General features: G+C 66.2%; 18 protein-coding genes. 3 read left to right on the top strand and 15 right to left on the bottom strand.

From position 1 onward, the window contains the following. Window positions 1-145: 145 nt before the first annotated feature. A complete protein-coding gene (locus ACOTSS_RS05260; RefSeq protein WP_448690477.1) occupies window positions 146-1,618 on the top strand; it encodes a glycerol kinase in 1,473 nt (490 codons plus the stop codon). A 12-nt stretch (window positions 1,619-1,630) separates the two neighbouring features. Here the strand turns inward: ACOTSS_RS05260 and rpmE are convergent, their stop codons facing one another. The 13 genes from rpmE to ACOTSS_RS05195 all read right to left on the bottom strand — a co-directional run bounded on the left by rpmE (window position 1,631) and on the right by ACOTSS_RS05195 (window position 13,604). Then, on the bottom strand, window positions 1,631-1,858 hold the full coding sequence (gene rpmE / locus ACOTSS_RS05255) for a 50S ribosomal protein L31 (protein ID WP_053554681.1): 228 nt from the start codon (window positions 1,856-1,858) through the stop codon (window positions 1,631-1,633). Window positions 1,859-2,085: 227 nt separating this feature from the next. Continuing rightward, window positions 2,086-2,565: a 3-hydroxyacyl-ACP dehydratase FabZ gene (fabZ, locus tag ACOTSS_RS05250; RefSeq protein ID WP_448690476.1), complete on the bottom strand. Its 480-nt coding sequence runs from the start codon at window positions 2,563-2,565 to the stop codon at window positions 2,086-2,088. A gap of 4 nt (window positions 2,566-2,569) precedes the next feature. Beyond that, a complete protein-coding gene (locus ACOTSS_RS05245; protein WP_448690475.1) occupies window positions 2,570-3,274 on the bottom strand; it encodes an OmpH family outer membrane protein in 705 nt (234 codons plus the stop codon). Continuing rightward, window positions 3,274-5,964, bottom strand: coding sequence for an outer membrane protein assembly factor BamA (gene bamA / locus ACOTSS_RS05240; protein ID WP_448690474.1), 2,691 nt, complete (start codon window positions 5,962-5,964; stop codon window positions 3,274-3,276). Before bamA ends, ACOTSS_RS05245 begins: the two co-directional genes overlap by 1 nt. 71 nt (window positions 5,965-6,035) lie before the next feature. Further along, window positions 6,036-7,166, bottom strand: a complete 1,131-nt coding sequence (gene rseP / locus ACOTSS_RS05235; RefSeq protein WP_448690473.1) for an RIP metalloprotease RseP — start codon at window positions 7,164-7,166, stop codon at window positions 6,036-6,038. Beyond that, a complete protein-coding gene (locus ACOTSS_RS05230) occupies window positions 7,159-8,322 on the bottom strand; it encodes a 1-deoxy-D-xylulose-5-phosphate reductoisomerase (RefSeq protein ID WP_448690472.1) in 1,164 nt (387 codons plus the stop codon). Before ACOTSS_RS05230 ends, rseP begins: the two co-directional genes overlap by 8 nt. 1 nt (window position 8,323) lies before the next feature. Next, entirely contained in the window at window positions 8,324-9,001 is a 678-nt protein-coding gene (locus tag ACOTSS_RS05225) for a phosphatidate cytidylyltransferase (RefSeq protein WP_448690471.1), read from the bottom strand. Between the two features lie 3 nt (window positions 9,002-9,004). Continuing rightward, the gene (gene uppS, locus ACOTSS_RS05220; protein ID WP_448690470.1) at window positions 9,005-9,691 is read right to left on the bottom strand and encodes a polyprenyl diphosphate synthase; all 687 of its coding nucleotides are present in this window, start codon (window positions 9,689-9,691) and stop codon (window positions 9,005-9,007) included. A gap of 122 nt (window positions 9,692-9,813) precedes the next feature. Next, the gene (gene frr, locus ACOTSS_RS05215; RefSeq protein ID WP_448690469.1) at window positions 9,814-10,368 is read right to left on the bottom strand and encodes a ribosome recycling factor; all 555 of its coding nucleotides are present in this window, start codon (window positions 10,366-10,368) and stop codon (window positions 9,814-9,816) included. 13 nt (window positions 10,369-10,381) lie between these two features. Then, a complete protein-coding gene (gene pyrH / locus ACOTSS_RS05210; protein ID WP_448690468.1) occupies window positions 10,382-11,113 on the bottom strand; it encodes a UMP kinase in 732 nt (243 codons plus the stop codon). A 116-nt stretch (window positions 11,114-11,229) separates the two neighbouring features. Beyond that, on the bottom strand, window positions 11,230-12,156 hold the full coding sequence (gene tsf, locus ACOTSS_RS05205) for a translation elongation factor Ts (RefSeq protein WP_448690467.1): 927 nt from the start codon (window positions 12,154-12,156) through the stop codon (window positions 11,230-11,232). A 142-nt stretch (window positions 12,157-12,298) separates the two neighbouring features. Continuing rightward, a complete protein-coding gene (rpsB, locus tag ACOTSS_RS05200; protein WP_448690466.1) occupies window positions 12,299-13,132 on the bottom strand; it encodes a 30S ribosomal protein S2 in 834 nt (277 codons plus the stop codon). A 262-nt stretch (window positions 13,133-13,394) separates the two neighbouring features. Then, entirely contained in the window at window positions 13,395-13,604 is a 210-nt protein-coding gene (locus ACOTSS_RS05195; RefSeq protein WP_448690465.1) for a hypothetical protein, read from the bottom strand. A 335-nt stretch (window positions 13,605-13,939) separates the two neighbouring features. Here ACOTSS_RS05195 and ACOTSS_RS05190 point away from each other — a divergent pair, with 335 nt between their 5' ends. After that, complete coding sequence (locus ACOTSS_RS05190; protein WP_448690464.1) at window positions 13,940-14,200, top strand: hypothetical protein; 261 nt, start codon at window positions 13,940-13,942, stop codon at window positions 14,198-14,200. Here the strand turns inward: ACOTSS_RS05190 and ACOTSS_RS05185 are convergent. Together ACOTSS_RS05185 and ACOTSS_RS05180 are read right to left on the bottom strand one after the other, a co-directional pair. Further along, on the bottom strand, window positions 14,163-14,957 hold the full coding sequence (locus ACOTSS_RS05185) for a CDP-alcohol phosphatidyltransferase family protein (protein ID WP_448690463.1): 795 nt from the start codon (window positions 14,955-14,957) through the stop codon (window positions 14,163-14,165). The two genes, ACOTSS_RS05190 and ACOTSS_RS05185, sit on opposite strands and share 38 nt — an antisense overlap. Next, complete coding sequence (locus ACOTSS_RS05180) at window positions 14,958-15,692, bottom strand: phosphatidylserine decarboxylase (RefSeq protein WP_448690462.1); 735 nt, start codon at window positions 15,690-15,692, stop codon at window positions 14,958-14,960. A 138-nt stretch (window positions 15,693-15,830) separates the two neighbouring features. Here ACOTSS_RS05180 and ACOTSS_RS05175 point away from each other — a divergent pair, with 138 nt between their 5' ends. Further along, window positions 15,831-17,045: an NADP-dependent isocitrate dehydrogenase gene (locus ACOTSS_RS05175; RefSeq protein ID WP_448690461.1), complete on the top strand. Its 1,215-nt coding sequence runs from the start codon at window positions 15,831-15,833 to the stop codon at window positions 17,043-17,045. Window positions 17,046-17,061 lie beyond the last annotated feature (16 nt).

The following is a 17,061-nucleotide window of genomic DNA, read 5'->3' as shown; positions in this document are numbered from 1 at the left end:
GCGCTGCACAATCATATGGCATGCGTTGCGAAGGATTGCAAGATTATTGCGCCTACCGTCACCCCGGGGTTGACCCGGGGTCTATCTTTCCCTTCAAAACAGGCAGGCCCCGGGTCAAGCTCAGGGTGACGATGGGAGAGATATCTTGGCCGAGAAGATCATCGTCATCGACGAAGGCACCACTTCTACCCGCACGATGTTGTTCGCCGCCGATGGCACGCCGCTCGGCAGCGCGCAGCGCGAGTTTCGGCAGCATTACCCCGGCCCCGGTCTCGTCGAGCATGATGCCGCCGAAATCTGGAACGCGACCCTCGCCTGCACACGGTCGATGATCGACAAGGCAGGCGGCGCCGACCGAGTTGCCGCGATCGGCATCACCAATCAGCGCGAAACCATCGTGTTCTGGGACCGCCGGACCGGCGAACCGCTCGCCCCCGCGATCGTCTGGCAGGACCGACGCACCGCCGCCGAGTGCGCGGCGCTGAAAGAAGCGGGGCATGAGCCGGCGGTGCAGGCGACGAGCGGCCTGCTGCTCGACCCCTATTTTTCGGGAAGCAAGATCGGCTGGGCACTGAAGAATTGGCCGCAGCTTCGCGAGGCCGGCGATCGGCTCGCGGTCGGCACGATCGAGTCCTATCTCGTCTATCGCCTGACCGGCGGCGCCCATGTCAGCGATGCGACCAACGCCTCGCGCACTCTCCTGATGGCGATCGACGACGCGCACGGCTGGGACGAGGGGCTGTGCGACCTGCTCGGCGTGCCGAGGACGCTGCTGCCCGAGATTACCGGCTGCACCGCGACCGTCGGCACCACCGCCCCCGACCTGTTCGGCGGCGCGATCCCGATCTGCGGCATGGCGGGCGACCAGCAGGCGGCGACGATCGGACAGGCCTGTCTCGCGCCGGGGCAGACCAAGGCGACCTTCGGCACCGGCGCCTTCATCCTCTCGGCAAGCGGGGCCGCCCGTCCGCATTCGGCGAACCGGCTGCTCGCCACCATATTGGTGCAGGAAGGCGACGCGCGGGCCTACGCGCTCGAAGGCTCGGTGTTCGTCGCAGGCAGCCTGATCCAATGGCTGCGCGACGGGCTCGGCCTGCTCGCAAGCGCGGGGGAGAGCGAGGGGCTGGCGCGCTCGGTCGCCGACAATGGCGGCGTCTATCTGGTGCCCGCGCTCTCGGGCCTCGGGGCGCCGCACTGGCGGCCCGACGCGCTCGCGGCGCTGTCGGGGCTCAGCTTCGCGAGCGGCAAGGCGCATGTCGCGCGCGCCGCGCTCGAGGCGCAGGCCTATCAGGCGCACGACCTGAAATCGGCCTTCGCCGCCGACGGGGTCGACTGGGCCGACCTGCGCATCGACGGCGGCATGGCGGCGAACAACTGGATGGCGCAAGACCTGGCCGACATGCTCGATCTGACCGTCGAGCGGCCCGAATTCGTCGAGAGCACCGCGCTCGGCGCCGCGATGCTCGCCGCGACCGGAGCCGGGCTCTACCCCGACCTCGCGAACGCGGCACAGGCGATGCGCGGACGCACGACGCGCTTCACCCCGGCGCTGGGCGCGGACCAACGCAAAACGCGCCTTGCCGGGTGGCAAAGCGCGCTTGCAAAGGTTTTGAGGTAAGTTCGAAGCGCCTTAGCGCTTGAGCGTCAGCCCGCCGAAACGCTTGTTGAACTTCGCGACCTGACCGCCGGTGTCGAGCATGCGGCCCTGGCCGCCGGTCCACGCCGGGTGCGCGGTGGGATCGATTTCGAGCGTCATCACGTCGCCCTCGCTGCCCCAGGTCGAGCGCGTCTGATATTCGGTGCCGTCGGTCATCTTGACGGTGATCATATGATAGTCGGGGTGAATGTCTTTTTTCATCTTATAGCTCCTGTGCCGCTGGTTTCCGACCAGCGGCTGAGTCCGTGCGCCCGGGGACGCGAAGGCGCGCCCTTACCGGGCAATCGCGGGAAAAGCAACACCCTCCCCTCGTCATTGCGAGCGAAGCGAAGCAATCTCCAGCTATTGGTCTTGCGCAAGGCCGATAGCTGGAGATTGCTTCGTCGCTGCGCTCCTCGCAATGACGGCGAGAACGAAATGGATTGGGTTCAGTCGCCCGGCGGATCGGCGATCATCGCGGTGAACTGGCATTCGGTCGCCAGTTGCCCGTCCAGCATCGCCCGCCCTTCGAACTTGCAGATGTTCCGCTTCGCCTGAAGAATGGTGACGTGAAGGTCGAGCAGGTGGCCGGGTTCGACGGGTTTCCTGAACTTCACCCCGTCGATGCCCATGAAATAGACGAGCTTGCCCGTCCCCGCGAGCCCCAGCGATTCGATCGCCAGAACCCCGCCCGCCTGCGCCAGCGCCTCGACGATGAGGACGCCGGGCATGATCGGCCGGCCAGGGAAATGGCCCTGGAAGAAGGGCTCGTTCATCGTCACCGCCTTGACCGCGTGGATCGAGGTGTCCTTCACCATCGCGACCACCCGGTCGACGAGCAGCATCGGATAACGATGCGGCAGCAGCGTCAGGATCCGGCGGATATCCACCGGACCCAGAGCGCCTTCCGCCTTGTCCCCCTCGCCCATCGCCTTAGCGCGTGGTCGGGGGCGTGCCGGCGGCCGGAGCGGGCGCCGCGGGCGCGGCCTGACCCTGACGGGCGCGGGCGGCGTCGACGATCGCCTGATTCTTCTGCTGCATCAGCTGACCCGGCTGGTAGCCGGCCGGCACCGCGATCGAGACGGCCGGCAGCAGGGTGTTGAGCTCTGCGGTGATCGCATCGGTGATGTCCACCGGCGGCTGCGCCGCGAGAACGACCTGCTGATCATAGTTCAGAAGCAGGTCGACCTTGCGCTTGGTCATCGCGCCCTTGACCGCATCGTCGAGACGCACGGTGATCTGGTCGATCACATAGGCGCGCGCCAGTTCATAGGGCTGGGCCATCTGGGCGAGTTCGCGCTGCGCGGCCGCCGACTTGTCCTGGAAAGCCTTGACTGCGGCGTCGATCGCCGCCTTGTTCTGCGGCGTCTTCTTGGCTTCCTCGTTCGCCTTGGCGCGCAGCACGTTCAGCTCGGCGCCCAGCGTCTGATCGCGAGCCTCGACCTGATCGATCTGCGCCTTGTAGGTGGTGCGGATCTGGCCCAGCGCGGTCTGATAGGCGCTCGAGCGCGTCGTCGCCACGTCGAGGTCGGCGATGCCGATCCCGGTCTTCGATTGAGCCGCGGCGGGGGCGGCGACCATGGGCGAAACCGACAGCGCGGCAATCGCCAGCGCCGAAGCGACAAAAATTTTCTTCATCAGAATTGGGTTCCTACGTTGAATGAGAAGCGTTTGGTATCATCGCCCTCTTCTTTGCGAAGGGCGTAAGCGAAGTCGATCCGGAAGGGACCGAAGGGAGAATTCCAGTTGACGCCGGCGCCGATCGACACGCGCGGCATCCAGGTGTCGCCGTAAAAGCGTTCCTCGAACGGGGCCATCGCCGCCGAGCCTTCCGGACAGACGCTGTAGCTTCCGGTCGGAGTGCCGTCGGATCCGGTCGCCTGTGTCCCGAAGCTGGTCGTCCCCGACGCGGCATTGCGGCAGAGATATTTGGTCAGGCCGTCGGACGGGTCGCGGAAATCGGCGAGCGTCGTCAGCTGCGGACGGCGGACGTTGAACACCGACCCGACGTCGAGGAAGATCGACGGGCGCAGCCCCATTTCCTTGGCGCCCGAGCCGAGCGGAATATCGACCTCGACGCGGCCCTGATAATAGGCGCGGCCACCGAGCGCGTCGTCGATCAGCTGGTTGCGGTTGATCGTCGTGTCGAGCACCGGGTTGGCCGGGTCGCTGATATCGACGCTGGAATAGCGGATCACGCGCGGGCCGAGGCCGCGAATGTCGAAGCCGCGCATCTGCGGCTCGCCGAGGAAGAAGCGGTCGGTCAGCCGGACCTTGTCGCTGGTCGGCGTCGGCCGGCCGCCGAGGGGATAGATATAGCCGCCTTCCGCCGAGAGGTTGAGGATGAAGCGGCTGCCGAGGTTGAAATGCTTGCTCGCCGCGGCGCGGCTGCGGACATATTTGACGCTGCCGCCGAGACCCGCGAAATCCTGGCTGAACGAGAAGGACTGGCCGCGCGTCGGACGGCGGCTGTTGTCGCGGTCGTCATAGGCGAGCGTGAAGCCGAGAAGCGACGTCGTGCGCTTGCCGATCGCGTCGCACAGATAGCGGCCGGCCACCAGCGGGTCGCACTCGTCGCCGAAATAATAGATGCTGCGGTCGAGCGACACATCGTCGAAATTCAGGCTGTAGCGGCCGAAGGCCGACATATATTCGGTCAGCGGCACGCCGACGTTGATCTGGAAACCCGTCGTCGTCTGCTCGAACGTCGTCCGGCGGTCGTTGTTGATGAAGTTGAACGAATTGAGGTCGCGACGATAGACGCTGCCGCCGATCGAGATGTTGCGGTCGAACAGATAGGGCTCGGTGAAGCCGAGCTCGACCGACTTCGAATAGCTCGAATAGTTGACCGACGCCTGCAGCTGCTGGCCGAGGCCGCGGAAGTTGCGCTGGCGGATCGACGCCTGGACGAGGAAGCTTTCGATCGACGAGAAGCCCGCCGAGAGCGACAGTTCGCCGGTCGGTTTTTCCTCGACGTTGGTTTCGAGGATGATGCGGTCGGGGGCGCTGCCCTCCTTGCGCTCGATCTCCAGATTCTCCTGGAAATAGCCGAGGCTGTTGAGGCGGCCTTCGGTGCGCTTGACCGCGAAGCTGTTGAACGCGTCGCCTTCGTTGAGGCGGAATTCGCGGCGGACGACCTTGTCCTGCGTCAGCGTGTTGCCGTTGACGTCGATCCGCTCCACGTAAGTGCGCGGGCTTTCGCCGACGTTGAAGGTGATGTCCATCGTCCGCGTTTCGGGGTTGCGATGGAATTCGGGATTGATGTCGGCGAAGGCGTAGCCGAACAGGCCCGCCGTCTCGCTGAGGCTTTCGACCGTGTCCTCGACCTGCTTGGCGTTGTACCAGTCGCCGGTCTTCATCGGCAGCATCGCCTTCATCGTCTCCGGCTTGAAGTCGCGCAGGCTGCTTTCGAGGTTCACGTCGCCGAACTTGTAGCGTTCGCCCTCCTCGACGACATAGGTGATGATGAAGTCCTGCTTGTTGCTCGTCAGCTCGGCGACCGCCGAAATGACGCGGAAGTCGGCATAGCCGTTCTGCAGGTAGAAGAGGCGCACCTTCTGCTGGTCATAGGCGAGGCGGTCGGGATCGTAAGTGGTGTTCGACGACAGCATCGTCAGGAGCCCGGTCTCCTTGGTCGCCATCTCGTCCTTGAGGTCGCCGTCGCTGAACTTCTCGTTGCCGATGATGTTGATCTGGCGGACCTTCGATTTCGGCCCCTCGTTGATCTCGAACACCACGTCGACGCGGTTCTGGTCGAGCTGCACCATCTTGGGCTCGACGGTCGCGGCAAAGCGGCCCTGGCGCTTGTAGAGCTCGATGATGCGCGCGACGTCGGCGCGGACCTTCGAGCGGGTGAAGATCTGGCGCGGCGCGAGCTTGATCTCGGGCCGGATCTTGTCTTCCTTCAGCCGCTTGTTGCCCTCCAGGATGACGCGGTTGATCACCGGATTCTCGGTGACCTGGATCGTCAGCGCGCCGGCATCGTCGGTGATCTGATAATCCTTGAACAGCTCGGTCGCCGCGAGGTCCTTCAGCGCCTGGTCGAGCGTCGCGCGGTCATAGGACTGGCCGACGCGCAGACGCAGATAGGAGAGGATCGTCTGGGATTCGAGGCGCTGGTTTCCGGTGACGGTGATCGACTTGATCGTCGACGCGGTCGGGACGGCTTCGGGCGCAGGAACCGGAAGCGTCGGCACGGCCGGCGGCGGTGTCGGCGCGGCTTCCTGGGCCAGCAGCGGCGCGGCGGGCCATGCCAGCATCGTTCCCGCCATAAGGAGTGCCGACAGCTGCGTCCGCGCCGTGAAATTGTGTGAAGCCACGCTGTTCATCCCGCCAAAATAACTCAAAAGCGACAAACCCGCTTGCCTGCGGGTTGGCGCGCACTCCTGCACCAGTCCGCCTATCCAATCAAGCGCGCGATCCGGTCCCAGGCCCCGATTGAGCCCAAATCGTTGAAAGTCACGACCAACATCAGCACGACGATCGCCACGAAGCCGAACCGGAAGGCCCATTCCTGGACTTCCAGCGGCGCCGGGCGACGCCGGACCGCTTCATAACCGTAAAAGAGCAGATGACCACCATCGAGCATCGGCAATGGCAAGAGATTTATGAACCCCAGATTGATGGAGATGAAGGCGGCGAAGGTGATCAGCATCGCGATCCCCAGCGTCGCGGCTTCGCCCGATGCCTTGGCGATCTTGATCGGGCCGCCCATGTCCTTGATCGACCGCTCGCCCATCACGAACTGGCTGAGCACCGAAGCGGTCATCCGCACGATCCCGACCGTCTGATCGACGCCATGGCCCACAGCGGCGATCGGCCCGACGGATGTATAAACGGGCTTTCCCGAACGAATGCCGATGATCGCACGCGGCATCTTGTTTCCGAACCCGTCGGTTTCGGTGATCATCTTCGGCTTCAGGATCAGCGCGAACCGGCGGCCGTCGCGCTCGACGATCAGGTCGGCCGGCTTGCCGAGTTCGAAGGCGATCGCGCCGGGAATGTCGTCGAACACCCGCATCGTGCGCCCGTCGATCGAGGCGATCCGATCGCCGACCCGAAGCCCCGCGGCGGCGGCCGGAGTCCCCGGCTGAACCGCCCCAATGACCGGGGGCGTCTGGGGTATGCCGTAAGCCGCTGCAAATGCGGCGATGATCAGAATCGCGAACAGGAAGTTGGTAACCGGCCCGGCGGCGACGATCAGCGCCCGTTTCCACACTGGTTGCGCGGGAAAGCTGTGCGCACGCTCGTCGGCCGGCAGATTGTGCCATTCGGCATCGGGCTGGCTGACCGCGTCGCGATCGCCCGCGAACTGGACATAGCCGCCAAGCGGCAGCCATCCGATCTTCCATTCGGTGCCGCGCCTGTCGGTCCAGCCCAATATCTTGCGCCCGAAACCGATCGAAAAGGCATCCGCCTTCACCCCGCACCAGCGGCCGACGATATAATGGCCATATTCATGCACGAAGACCAGCGGCCCGAGCACGAGGAGGAAGGCGGCAAAATAGAGCCAAATCGGCACATTAGGCATGTTCAAGCTGGTCCACAAACTGCTGCGCGGCCGCGCGCGATGCGGCATCGACGCTGAATATGTCCTGAAGCGACGACGGATGGGCGGGCGCCGCGGCGTCGATCACCCGGCGCACCGTCTCGACGATCGCGGGGAAGGAAATGCGCCCGGCGAGGAAGGCGGCGACCGCCACCTCGTTCGCGGCGTTGAGCTGCGCCGGGCGCGCGCCGCCCGCGGCGATCGCGGCGCGGCAGAGCGCGGTCGCGGGGAAGCGCGTCTCGTCGGGCGCCTCGAAATCGAGCCGGCCGATGGCCGCGAGGTCGAGCGGCGCGCACGGCGTTTCCATGCGCTGCGGCCAGGCCAGCGCACTGCCGATCGGGATGCGCATGTCGGGCGAGCCGAGCTGCGCGAGGGTCGAGCGATCGACATATTCGACCATCGAATGGATCACCGACTGCGGATGGACGAGAATCTCGATGCGATCGAGCCCCACCGGAAAAAGATGATGCGCCTCAATGAGTTCGAGGCCCTTGTTCATCATCGTCGCCGAATCGACGCTGATCTTCGCGCCCATCGACCAATTGGGATGCGCGACCGCCTGCGCGGGTGTGACATGCGCCATGTCCGCCGCGCGCATCGTGCGGAAGGGTCCGCCGCTCGCGGTGAGGATGATCCGCCGCACCTGATCGATGCGCCCGCCCGCGAGGCACTGGAAGATCGCATTATGCTCCGAATCGACCGGCAGGATGGTCGCGCCCGACGCGCGCGCCGCCGTGGTCATCAGTTCGCCTGCGGAGACCAGCGCCTCCTTGTTGGCGAGCGCGACATCATGCCCCGCCTCGAGCGCCGCCATCGTCGGGGCGAGCCCCGCGCAGCCGACGATCGCCGCCATCACGAGGTCGGCGGGCCGCCGCGCCGCTTCGACCAGCGCCTCGGCGCCCGCCGCGACCTCGATGCCGGTTCCGGCGAGCGCATCCTTCAGGTCGCCGTAGCGCGCCTCCTCGGCGATCACGGCGAGGGTCGGGCGGAATTCGCGCGCGAGCCTCGCCAGTTCGGCCACATCGCTGTTCGCGGTGAGCACCGATAGCGCCCAGGCGTCGCCGTCCTGCCGGACGAGGTCGAGCGTCGAGCGCCCCACCGAGCCCGTGGCGCCGAACAGCGACAGGCGGCGCGTCATCTCAGCCCGCCGCCCGCACGGCGATATGCCCGAGCGCCGCGAGCGCGCCGAGGACCAGCGCGACCGGCAGCAGCCCGTCGACGCGGTCGAAAAGGCCGCCGTGACCCGGGATCAGCCTGCCCGAATCCTTGACGCCCGCGCGCCGCTTCATCCAGCTTTCGCCCAGATCGCCGAGCTGCGCGAGCAGGCCCATGAACAGGCCGATCCACAAGGGCACGCCGGTGATGCCGCCGCGGTCGCCCAGCGTGGCGCTGACGATCAGCGCCGCGATCATGCCGCCGATCAGCCCCGACCAGGTCTTCGACGGGCTGATTTTCGGCGCGAGGCGCGCGCCGCCGAAGGCGCGGCCGGCGAAATAGGCGCCGATGTCGGTCGCCCAGACCATGCCGAACACCCAGAGTGCCGCGGTGACGCCCAGGCGGTCGCGGATGAACCAGAGCCCGGCGATGGCGCCAAGCACGAGGATCGGCCCCGCCACCATCAGCGCGCCCTTCACCCCGCCGTCGAGCGTCATCGCGCGCACCAGCGCGAACCATTCGACGAGCACCAGCGCGCCGCCGACGAGCAGCAGCAGGCCGAAGGCGATGCCCCCGAACCACAGCGCCGCACCGGCGATCGCGAACAGCACGAGCGCCGATGCGATCCGCACCCCGAGGTCCGATCTTGCCGCTGTCGCCATCCCCTATAATCCTCCGAAGCGGCGTTCGCGCCGCGCAAACTGGTCGAGCGCCGCCGCAAGATCGGTGGGCGCGAAGTCGGGCCACAACCGATCGGTGAAATATAGCTCGGCATAGGCGGCCTGCCACAGCAGGAAATTCGACAGGCGCACCTCGCCCGACGTGCGGATGATCAGGTCGAGCGGCGGCAGGTCGGCGGTGTCGAGATGCGCCTCGATCGCCTCGGCGGTGATCGCCCCCTCCCCCGCCGCGGCGCGCGCGGCGCGCACGATCTCGTCCTGCGCGCCATAGTTGAGCGCGACCGCGAGCGTCGTGCGCTTGTTGCCCGCGGTGCGCGCCAGCGCGTCCTCGATCAGCGCGACGACGTCCGGGGCGAGCGCGCGCCAGTTGCCGATGATCTTGAGGCGCACGTCATTGGCTGCGAATTCGTCGATGTCGCTGATGATGAAGCGCTTCATCAGCCCCATCAGATCGCTGACTTCCTCCTCGGGGCGCTTCCAGTTTTCCGACGAAAAGGCATAGAGCGTCAGCGCTTCGAGGCCGAGATCGCCCGCGGCGCGCACGATCTTCCGCACCGCCTCCACCCCCGCGCGGTGGCCGGCGACGCGCGGCAGGTGGCGCTTCTTCGCCCAGCGGCCGTTGCCGTCCATGATGATGGCGACATGGCGCGCGCGGTGGTCAGTTGCCGACATCAAGAAACCTCAAATCCCGTTCGCATCGAGCGAAGTCGAGATGCTCTTCGGCTTGGCGCTATTCCGATGGGTGTCTCGACTTCGCTCGACACGAACGGAAAAGGGATGGGCGCCGAAAAGCACTAGCCCAGGATTTCCTTTTCCTTCGCAGAGGCCGCGGCGTCGATGTCGGCGATCGTGGCGTCGGTGAGCTTTTGCACCTCGGTCTCGTGGCGCTTGCGCTCGTCCTCGCTGATTTCCTTCTTGTTCTCGTCGGCTTTCAGATTGTCCATGCCATCGCGGCGGACGTTGCGCACGGCGACGCGGGCCTTTTCGGCATATTGGCCGGCGAGCTTCGACAGTTCCTTGCGGCGCTCCTGCGTCATCTCGGGGATCGGCAGGCGCAGCATCTGGCCGTCGACGATCGGGTTGAGGCCGAGGCCCGCCGAACGGATCGCCTTGTCGACCGGGCCGACATTCGATTTGTCCCACACCTGCACGGTCAGCATCCGCGGTTCGGGGGCGCTGACCGAGGCGACCTGGTTCAAGGGCATGTGGCTGCCGTAGACCTCGACCGTCACCGGATCGAGCAGCGCGGTATGCGCGCGGCCCGTGCGCAGGCCCGCAAGGTCGTGCTTCAGCGATTCGACCGCGCCGTGCATGCGGCGCTCGAGGTCGGTCTTGTCATATTTCGCCATTTCTCTTCCTCTCTCAGGCGTTGCCGGCAGCGTCGCCGACGACGGTGGCGACACCCTCGCCAGCCAGGACGCGCGCAAGATTGCCGGGTTCGCGGATGTTGAACACGACGATCGGGATATGGTTGTCGCGGCACAGCGCCACCGCGCTCGCGTCCATCACCTTCAGATTGTCGGCGAGGACGCGGTCGTAGGTCAGCCGGTCGTAGCGGGTCGCGGCCGGATCCTTCTTGGGATCGGCATTATAGACCCCGTCGACGCTGGTGCCCTTCAGGAGCGCGTCGCACTTCATTTCGGCGGCGCGCAGCGCGGCACCGCTGTCGGTGGTGAAATAGGGCGCGCCGACGCCGGCGGCGAAGATCACCACCCGGCCCTTTTCCATATGGCGCTCGGCGCGGCGGCGGATCACCGGCTCGCACACCTTGTCCATCTCGATCGCCGACTGGACGCGCGTTTCGACGCCGAGCTGTTCGAGCGCGTTCTGCATCGCGAGCGCGTTCATCACGGTGGCGAGCATCCCCATATAGTCGGCCTGCGCGCGATCCATGCCCTTGGCCGCGCCCGCCATGCCGCGAAAGATATTGCCGCCGCCGATGACGAGGCAGAGTTCGAGCCCGCGGTCCTTGGCCGCCTTCACCTCGGCCGCCATGCTGGCGACCGTATCGGGATCGATCCCGAACGCGCTGGAGCCCATCAGCGCCTCGCCCGACAGTTTGAGCAAGATGCGTTTCAGGCCGGGCAATGCCATGGGGGAACCTCTATCGATGGGGTCACAATATGCGAATGGCGCGCACCCTAGTCAGAGTGCGCGCCATTGCCAAGCGAACTACCGCGCATCGAAGCGCGGCAGCCGCAGCTTTCAAATCAGCGGCCGGCGGCGGCGGCGACTTCGGCGGCGAAGTCGCTCTCTTCCTTCTCGATGCCTTCGCCGAGCTGGAAGCGGACGAAGCCCTTCAAGGTGATCGCCGCGCCGACGTCCTTGCCGGCGGCGGCAACGACTTCGGCGACCGGGGTCTTGCCGTCGATCACGAAGGGCTGCGACAGCAGCGCGTTTTCCTTGCGGAATTTCGCGATCGTGCCGTCGACCATCTTCGACACGATGTCGGCGGGCTTGCCCGACTGGGCCGCCTTTTCCTCGGCGATCGCGCGTTCGCGCGCGACGAGGTCGGCGTCGAGGTCGTCGCCGTTGAGCGCCAGCGGGTTCGCCGCGGCGACGTGCATCGCAAGCTGCTTGCCGAGCGGTTCGAGCACATCGGCGCCAGCGGTCGATTCGAGCGCGACGAGCACGCCGATCTTGCCGAGGCCGGGCGCAGCGGCGTTGTGGACATAGCCGGTGACGACGCCCGAGCCGACCGAGAGGATCGCGGCGCGGCGCAGCGACTGGTTCTCGCCGATCGTGGCGATATTCTGGGTCAGCGCCTCGGCGACGGTGCCGCCCGAGGGATAGGCGGCGGCGGCCAGCGCCTCGGCGTCGCTGATGCTGCCGGCGAGCGCGACCTGGGTCACGTCGCGGACGAAGCCCTGGAACTGTTCGTTCTTGGCGACGAAGTCGGTTTCGCTGTTCACTTCGACCACCGCGCCCTTGGCGCCGTCGGTGGCGACACCGACGAGGCCCTCGGCGGCGACGCGGCCGGCCTTCTTGGCGGCGGCGGCGAGGCCCTTGGTGCGCAGCCAGTCGATCGACGCTTCGATGTCGCCGTTGTTTTCGGCGAGCGCCTTCTTGCAGTCCATCATGCCGGCGCCGGTGCGGTCGCGCAGTTCCTTGACGAGAGCGGCCGTAATCTCAGCCATGGGAATATCCTTTCCAAAAGCGGCAGGCCCTTGCTGTCGGCCTGCGATCTGCCCGCGCGCATGGCGGGGCGATAAGTCAAAGTGATGACCGGGACGGCGCGCCGGCTGTCGCCGCGCGCCGTCCCGTCATGCGAGCGTTCGCTCAGGCGTCGCTCTGACGTTCGGTTTCGGCAGCGGCCTCGGCCGGGACCTGCTCGTCCTCGGTCGCCGGAGCGGCGGCCTCTTCGACGAGCGCGGGCTCGGCGACGGGCTCGACCGCCGCGCCCAGATCCTCGCCGCGATCGGCGCGGGCCTGCTGGCCGCCACGGGTCGCCGCCTGGGCGACCGCGTCGCAATAGAGGCGGATGGCGCGCGCGGCGTCATCGTTCGCCGGAACCGGGAAAGCGATGCCGTCGGGCGAGACGTTCGAATCGAGGATCGCGACGACGGGGATGCCGAGGACGTTGGCTTCCTTGATCGCCAGCTCTTCCTTGTTCGCGTCGATCACGAACATCACGTCGGGAATGCCGCCCATGTCGCGGATGCCGCCGAGGCTCAGCTCGAGCTTGTCGCGTTCGCGGGTCTTGTTGAGCACTTCCTTCTTGGTGAGGCCCGAAGTGTCGCCCGAAAGCTGTTCCTCGAGCGACTTGAGGCGCTTGATCGAGTTCGAGATCGTCTTCCAGTTGGTGAGCATGCCGCCCAGCCAGCGGTGGTTGACGAAATGCTGGCCCGACGCGCGGGCCGCATCGGCGATCGGACCCTGCGCCTGGCGCTTGGTGCCGACGAACAGCACCTTGCCGCCCGCGGCCGAGGTCGACGAGATGAAGTCCAGCGCGCGCGCGAAAAGCGGCACGGTCTGCGACAGGTCGAGGATGTGGATGCCGTTGCGCGCGCCGAAGATATACGGCTTCATGCGCGGGTTCCAACGGTGGGTCTGGTGGCCGAAGTGGGCGCCCGCTTCGATAAGATTCTGCATCGTGACGACAGGTGCCGCCATAGTCTTTCTCCTTCCGGTTAGTCCTCTGGAAGGCAAGAACCGAGGCATCCGCGAAGGGATGGACCCGGCACCGGTATGTGCGCCTTCCATGTGGAATGGGCGGGCCGTTAGCGGCGTTCGCGGCGAAAAGCAAGCGGGAAGGAGGAAAGGGGCTGGGCTGGTGGGGCTTCGGTGAGGGTGGCATGACATGGCTGACGTCGACCGGTTGCAGCCATTTCACCATCGTCACCCTGAACTTGTTTCAGGGTCCATGGCCTGCCGTCTACTTCGACGCGGCATCGAACGAGAGGTCTGGCCATGGATGCTGAAACAAGTTCAGCATGACGTGATCTTGAACGGCCACTCCCCACCCCAAAGCAGGCATCGGCGTCAAATAGGCCTTTCCTACATTATCGGGCTGTGCCAGTTTTGTATCCGGCTCTTTCATTTGGTGGATAAAAGCGATGACGGTCCAGCTTGCGGGGGCGGCCACGGCGAGGCGTGCTGGGCGCGTTCAGCGCTCCTCAAGGCCCCGATTGGGCATGCAATAGGCTGAACTTTCCTGAACTTTGGAATGATCGCGCGCTCCTTGCGCCGACCAGCCTCCGGGATCCAAGCTGCGATAACGCAAGAAGGCAGGGCAGATTTCCACCCCGAAACCGACGCGCCTTCGATCATCATCCTGCCCCGCGCATACTCGATTCATCGACGAAACAACTCGCTTCATCGCAATATCGTTGAGAACAAATAGGGAACATGGAACGAGGAGCGCAAGGAAACCGTCCGCTGGGCACGGGTTTCGCACACAGAAGCCGGAAGGACAAGATCATGGTTCAGATCGCCGCCGCTCTCCTCTTCGCTCTGGCCGCCGGGCTCGGCATCGCCGTGATATTGGGCATGCTGAGGACCAATGGCGAGGCGATCCTCTCGGCGCTCGTCGGCGAAGGCGCCTTCCCGATCGCCGCGGGACCGCAGACCGGCCCGTCGTCGAAGATCGTGCCGCTGCGCCGTGCGACCGGCCGCCGCGATGCGCCGCGGCCGGTGCGGATCGCTATGCCCGTTCGCTCGCCGCTGAACCGCGCCGCCTGACCTTCGCATAGCTCGCGATGCCGAACGGCAGCAGCACGAGATAGATTGCGCAGACCACGAGCAAGGTCGGCCACGGCGCGGTGACCAGCGCTGCGCCGAGCAGGCCGACCCCGGCGAGCGCGAACAGCCGCCACGAACGGCGGAGGCGGATCGACGACCAGCTGTAGGTCGGGATCGCCGAGATCATCAGCATCGCGACGCCGAGCGCCCAGGGCATCACGACATACCAGGCGCGGAACAGCTCGTGACCTGTCGCGAGCCAAAGATAGACGGGAACGAAGGCCAGCCCGGCGCCGGCGGGAGCCGGAATGCCGGTGTTGAAACCCGCCGACTTGTGCGGCTGGAAATCGGCCTCCATGCGCGAGTTGAAGCGCGCGAGCCGCAGGGCGCAGCAGACCGCGAGCGCGAGCGCCGCGGTCCAGCCGAACTTCGGCGCGTCGTCGAGCGACCAGAGAAAGAGGATCATCGCCGGCGCGACCCCGAAGGCGATCACGTCGGACAGCGAGTCGAGCTCGGCGCCGAATTTGCTCTGCGCGCGCAGCAGCCGTGCGATGCGCCCATCCATTCCGTCGAGGACGCCGGCGAAGATCACCGCCGCAAGCGCCTTTTCCCACTCCCCGCCGATCGCGAAGCGCACCCCGGTCAGGCCGAAGCAGAGCGCCAGCGCGGTGATCGCATTGGGTGCGAAGGCGCGCAGCGGAATGCCGCGGATGCCGCGCCCCGGCGCGCCGGGCGAAGGAACGGCCGGTTCGGTCATCTATTGTCCGACGCCGTCGAGGATCGCGCCGTCGCCGATCCGGGCGACGATCGTCTCGCCTGCCAGCGTGCGCTGGCCGAGCAGCACCTGCGGCGTCGTGCCGGCGGGCAGATAGACGTCGACACGACTGCCGAAGCGGATCAGGCCGACGCGCTGTCCGGTCGAAAGCTCGGTCCCCATGCTGACGAAGGGCATGATCCGGCGCGCGACGAGCCCGGCGATCTGGGTGAAGCCGATCCGGATGCCGTCGGGCCGCTCGACCACGAAATGCTGGCGCTCATTATCCTCGCTCGCCTTATCGAGGTCGGCATTGAGGAAACGGCCCGGAATATAGGCGAGCTTGCGCAGCGTGCCCGCGACCGGCGTGCGGTTGATGTGGACGTCGAAGACGCTCATGAAGATCGACACGCGCAGCATCGGCGCGTCGCCGAGCCCGTCGGGGCCCGCGATCTCGGGCGGTGGCGCCACCTCGGCGATCTGCGTCACCAGCCCGTCGGCGGGCGCGATCACGAGGTCGGCGCCGAGCGGCGTGATGCGCTCCGGGTCGCGGAAGAAGGCGCCGACCCAGACGGTCAGGCCGAACATCAGCCACCCCGCGATTTCCCAGCCGAGCAGCCAGAAACAGAGGGTGATGATCGCCGCGATCAACAGGAATTTGCGGCCTTCGGGGTGGATCGAGGGCCAGCGCCACTTGATGCCGCCGCCGGGGCGGTTGGAAGAGATGGTCGTGGACATGGCGGTTCTTCTACGGTGCGCTCCCCACACTGACAATCGAATTAGGGCGGCGCCGGGTTCCGTCAGGGCAGTTGATCAATCGGGCCGCATTGCCTAAGGCCCGCTGCAATTCGACTCCCCACAGGAAAAGGCACGCATATGGGCAAGATCAAGGTAGCCAACCCCGTCGTCGAACTCGACGGCGACGAAATGACCCGGATCATCTGGCAATGGATCCGCGAGCGGCTGATCCTGCCCTATCTCGACATCGACCTCCATTATTACGACCTGGGAATCGAGGAACGCGACCGCACCGACGACAAGATCACGGTCGAGGCCGCGAACGCGATCAAGAAGCACGGCGTCGGCGTGAAGTGCGCGACGATCACCCCCGACGAGGCGCGCGTCGAGGAGTTCGGGCTCAAGAAGATGTGGAAGTCGCCGAACGGCACGATCCGCAACATCCTGGGCGGCGTCGTCTTTCGCGAGCCGATCGTGATGAAGAACGTCCCCCGCCTCGTCCCCGGCTGGACCGACCCGATCGTCGTCGGCCGCCACGCGTTCGGCGACCAGTATCGCGCGACCGACTTCCGCGTCCCCGGCCCCGGCAAGCTGCGCATGGTGTTCGAAGGCGAGGACGGCACCGTTATCGACGAGGAGGTGTTCCAGTTCCCCTCGTCGGGCGTCGCGATGGGGATGTACAATCTCGACGATTCGATCCGCGACTTCGCGCGCGCCAGCCTGAACTACGGCATCGCGCGCCAGTGGCCGGTCTATCTGTCGACCAAGAACACGATCCTCAAGGCCTATGACGGCCGCTTCAAGGATCTGTTCGAGGAAATTTACCAGACCGAATTCAAGGCGAAGTTCGACGAACTCGGCATCACCTACGAGCATCGCCTGATCGACGACATGGTCGCTTCGGCGCTCAAGTGGAGCGGCAAGTTCGTCTGGGCCTGCAAGAATTACGACGGCGACGTCCAGTCGGACACGGTCGCTCAGGGTTTCGGCTCGCTTGGCCTGATGACCAGCGTGCTGATGACCCCCGACGGCAAGACGGTGGAATCGGAAGCCGCGCACGGCACCGTCACCCGCCACTATCGCATGCACCAGCAGGGCAAGGCGACCTCGACCAACCCGATCGCGTCGATCTTCGCCTGGACCGGCGGCCTCAAGCACCGCGGCAAGCTCGACGGCACGCCCGAAGTGGTGAAGTTCGCCGACGACCTCGAGAAAGTCTGCGTCGCCACGGTCGAGAGCGGCAAGATGACCAAGGACCTCGCACTCCTGATCGGGCCCGACCAGAACTGGCTGACCACCGAAGGCTTCTTCGAGGCGATCGTCGAGAATCTCGACAAGAAGATGGGCGCCTGAAGGCAGGCGCTTTGGG

The sequence above is a fragment of the Sphingopyxis sp. NJF-3 genome (assembly GCF_053514865.1).
The sequence above is the reverse complement of the archived record's forward strand: the minus strand, read 5'-3'. Positions and strand labels throughout refer to the sequence as shown.

Bases quoted from the DNA above. Each gene is read 5' to 3' on its own strand.
- rpmE (WP_053554681.1), bottom strand. From the start codon at position 1,858: ATGAAAAAAGACATTCACCCCGACTATCATATGATCACCGTCAAGATG.
- fabZ (WP_448690476.1), bottom strand. From the start codon at position 2,565: ATGGGCGAGGGGGACAAGGCGGAAGGCGCTCTGGGTCCGGTGGATATC.
- ACOTSS_RS05245 (WP_448690475.1), bottom strand. From the start codon at position 3,274: ATGAAGAAAATTTTTGTCGCTTCGGCGCTGGCGATTGCCGCGCTGTCG.
- bamA (WP_448690474.1), bottom strand. From the start codon at position 5,964: ATGAACAGCGTGGCTTCACACAATTTCACGGCGCGGACGCAGCTGTCG.
- rseP (WP_448690473.1), bottom strand. From the start codon at position 7,166: ATGCCTAATGTGCCGATTTGGCTCTATTTTGCCGCCTTCCTCCTCGTG.
- ACOTSS_RS05230 (WP_448690472.1), bottom strand. From the start codon at position 8,322: ATGACGCGCCGCCTGTCGCTGTTCGGCGCCACGGGCTCGGTGGGGCGC.
- ACOTSS_RS05225 (WP_448690471.1), bottom strand. From the start codon at position 9,001: ATGGCGACAGCGGCAAGATCGGACCTCGGGGTGCGGATCGCATCGGCG.
- uppS (WP_448690470.1), bottom strand. From the start codon at position 9,691: ATGTCGGCAACTGACCACCGCGCGCGCCATGTCGCCATCATCATGGAC.
- frr (WP_448690469.1), bottom strand. From the start codon at position 10,368: ATGGCGAAATATGACAAGACCGACCTCGAGCGCCGCATGCACGGCGCG.
- pyrH (WP_448690468.1), bottom strand. From the start codon at position 11,113: ATGGCATTGCCCGGCCTGAAACGCATCTTGCTCAAACTGTCGGGCGAG.
- tsf (WP_448690467.1), bottom strand. From the start codon at position 12,156: ATGGCTGAGATTACGGCCGCTCTCGTCAAGGAACTGCGCGACCGCACC.
- rpsB (WP_448690466.1), bottom strand. From the start codon at position 13,132: ATGGCGGCACCTGTCGTCACGATGCAGAATCTTATCGAAGCGGGCGCC.
- ACOTSS_RS05190 (WP_448690464.1), top strand. From the start codon at position 13,940: ATGGTTCAGATCGCCGCCGCTCTCCTCTTCGCTCTGGCCGCCGGGCTC.
- ACOTSS_RS05185 (WP_448690463.1), bottom strand. From the start codon at position 14,957: ATGACCGAACCGGCCGTTCCTTCGCCCGGCGCGCCGGGGCGCGGCATC.
- ACOTSS_RS05180 (WP_448690462.1), bottom strand. From the start codon at position 15,692: ATGTCCACGACCATCTCTTCCAACCGCCCCGGCGGCGGCATCAAGTGG.
- ACOTSS_RS05175 (WP_448690461.1), top strand. From the start codon at position 15,831: ATGGGCAAGATCAAGGTAGCCAACCCCGTCGTCGAACTCGACGGCGAC.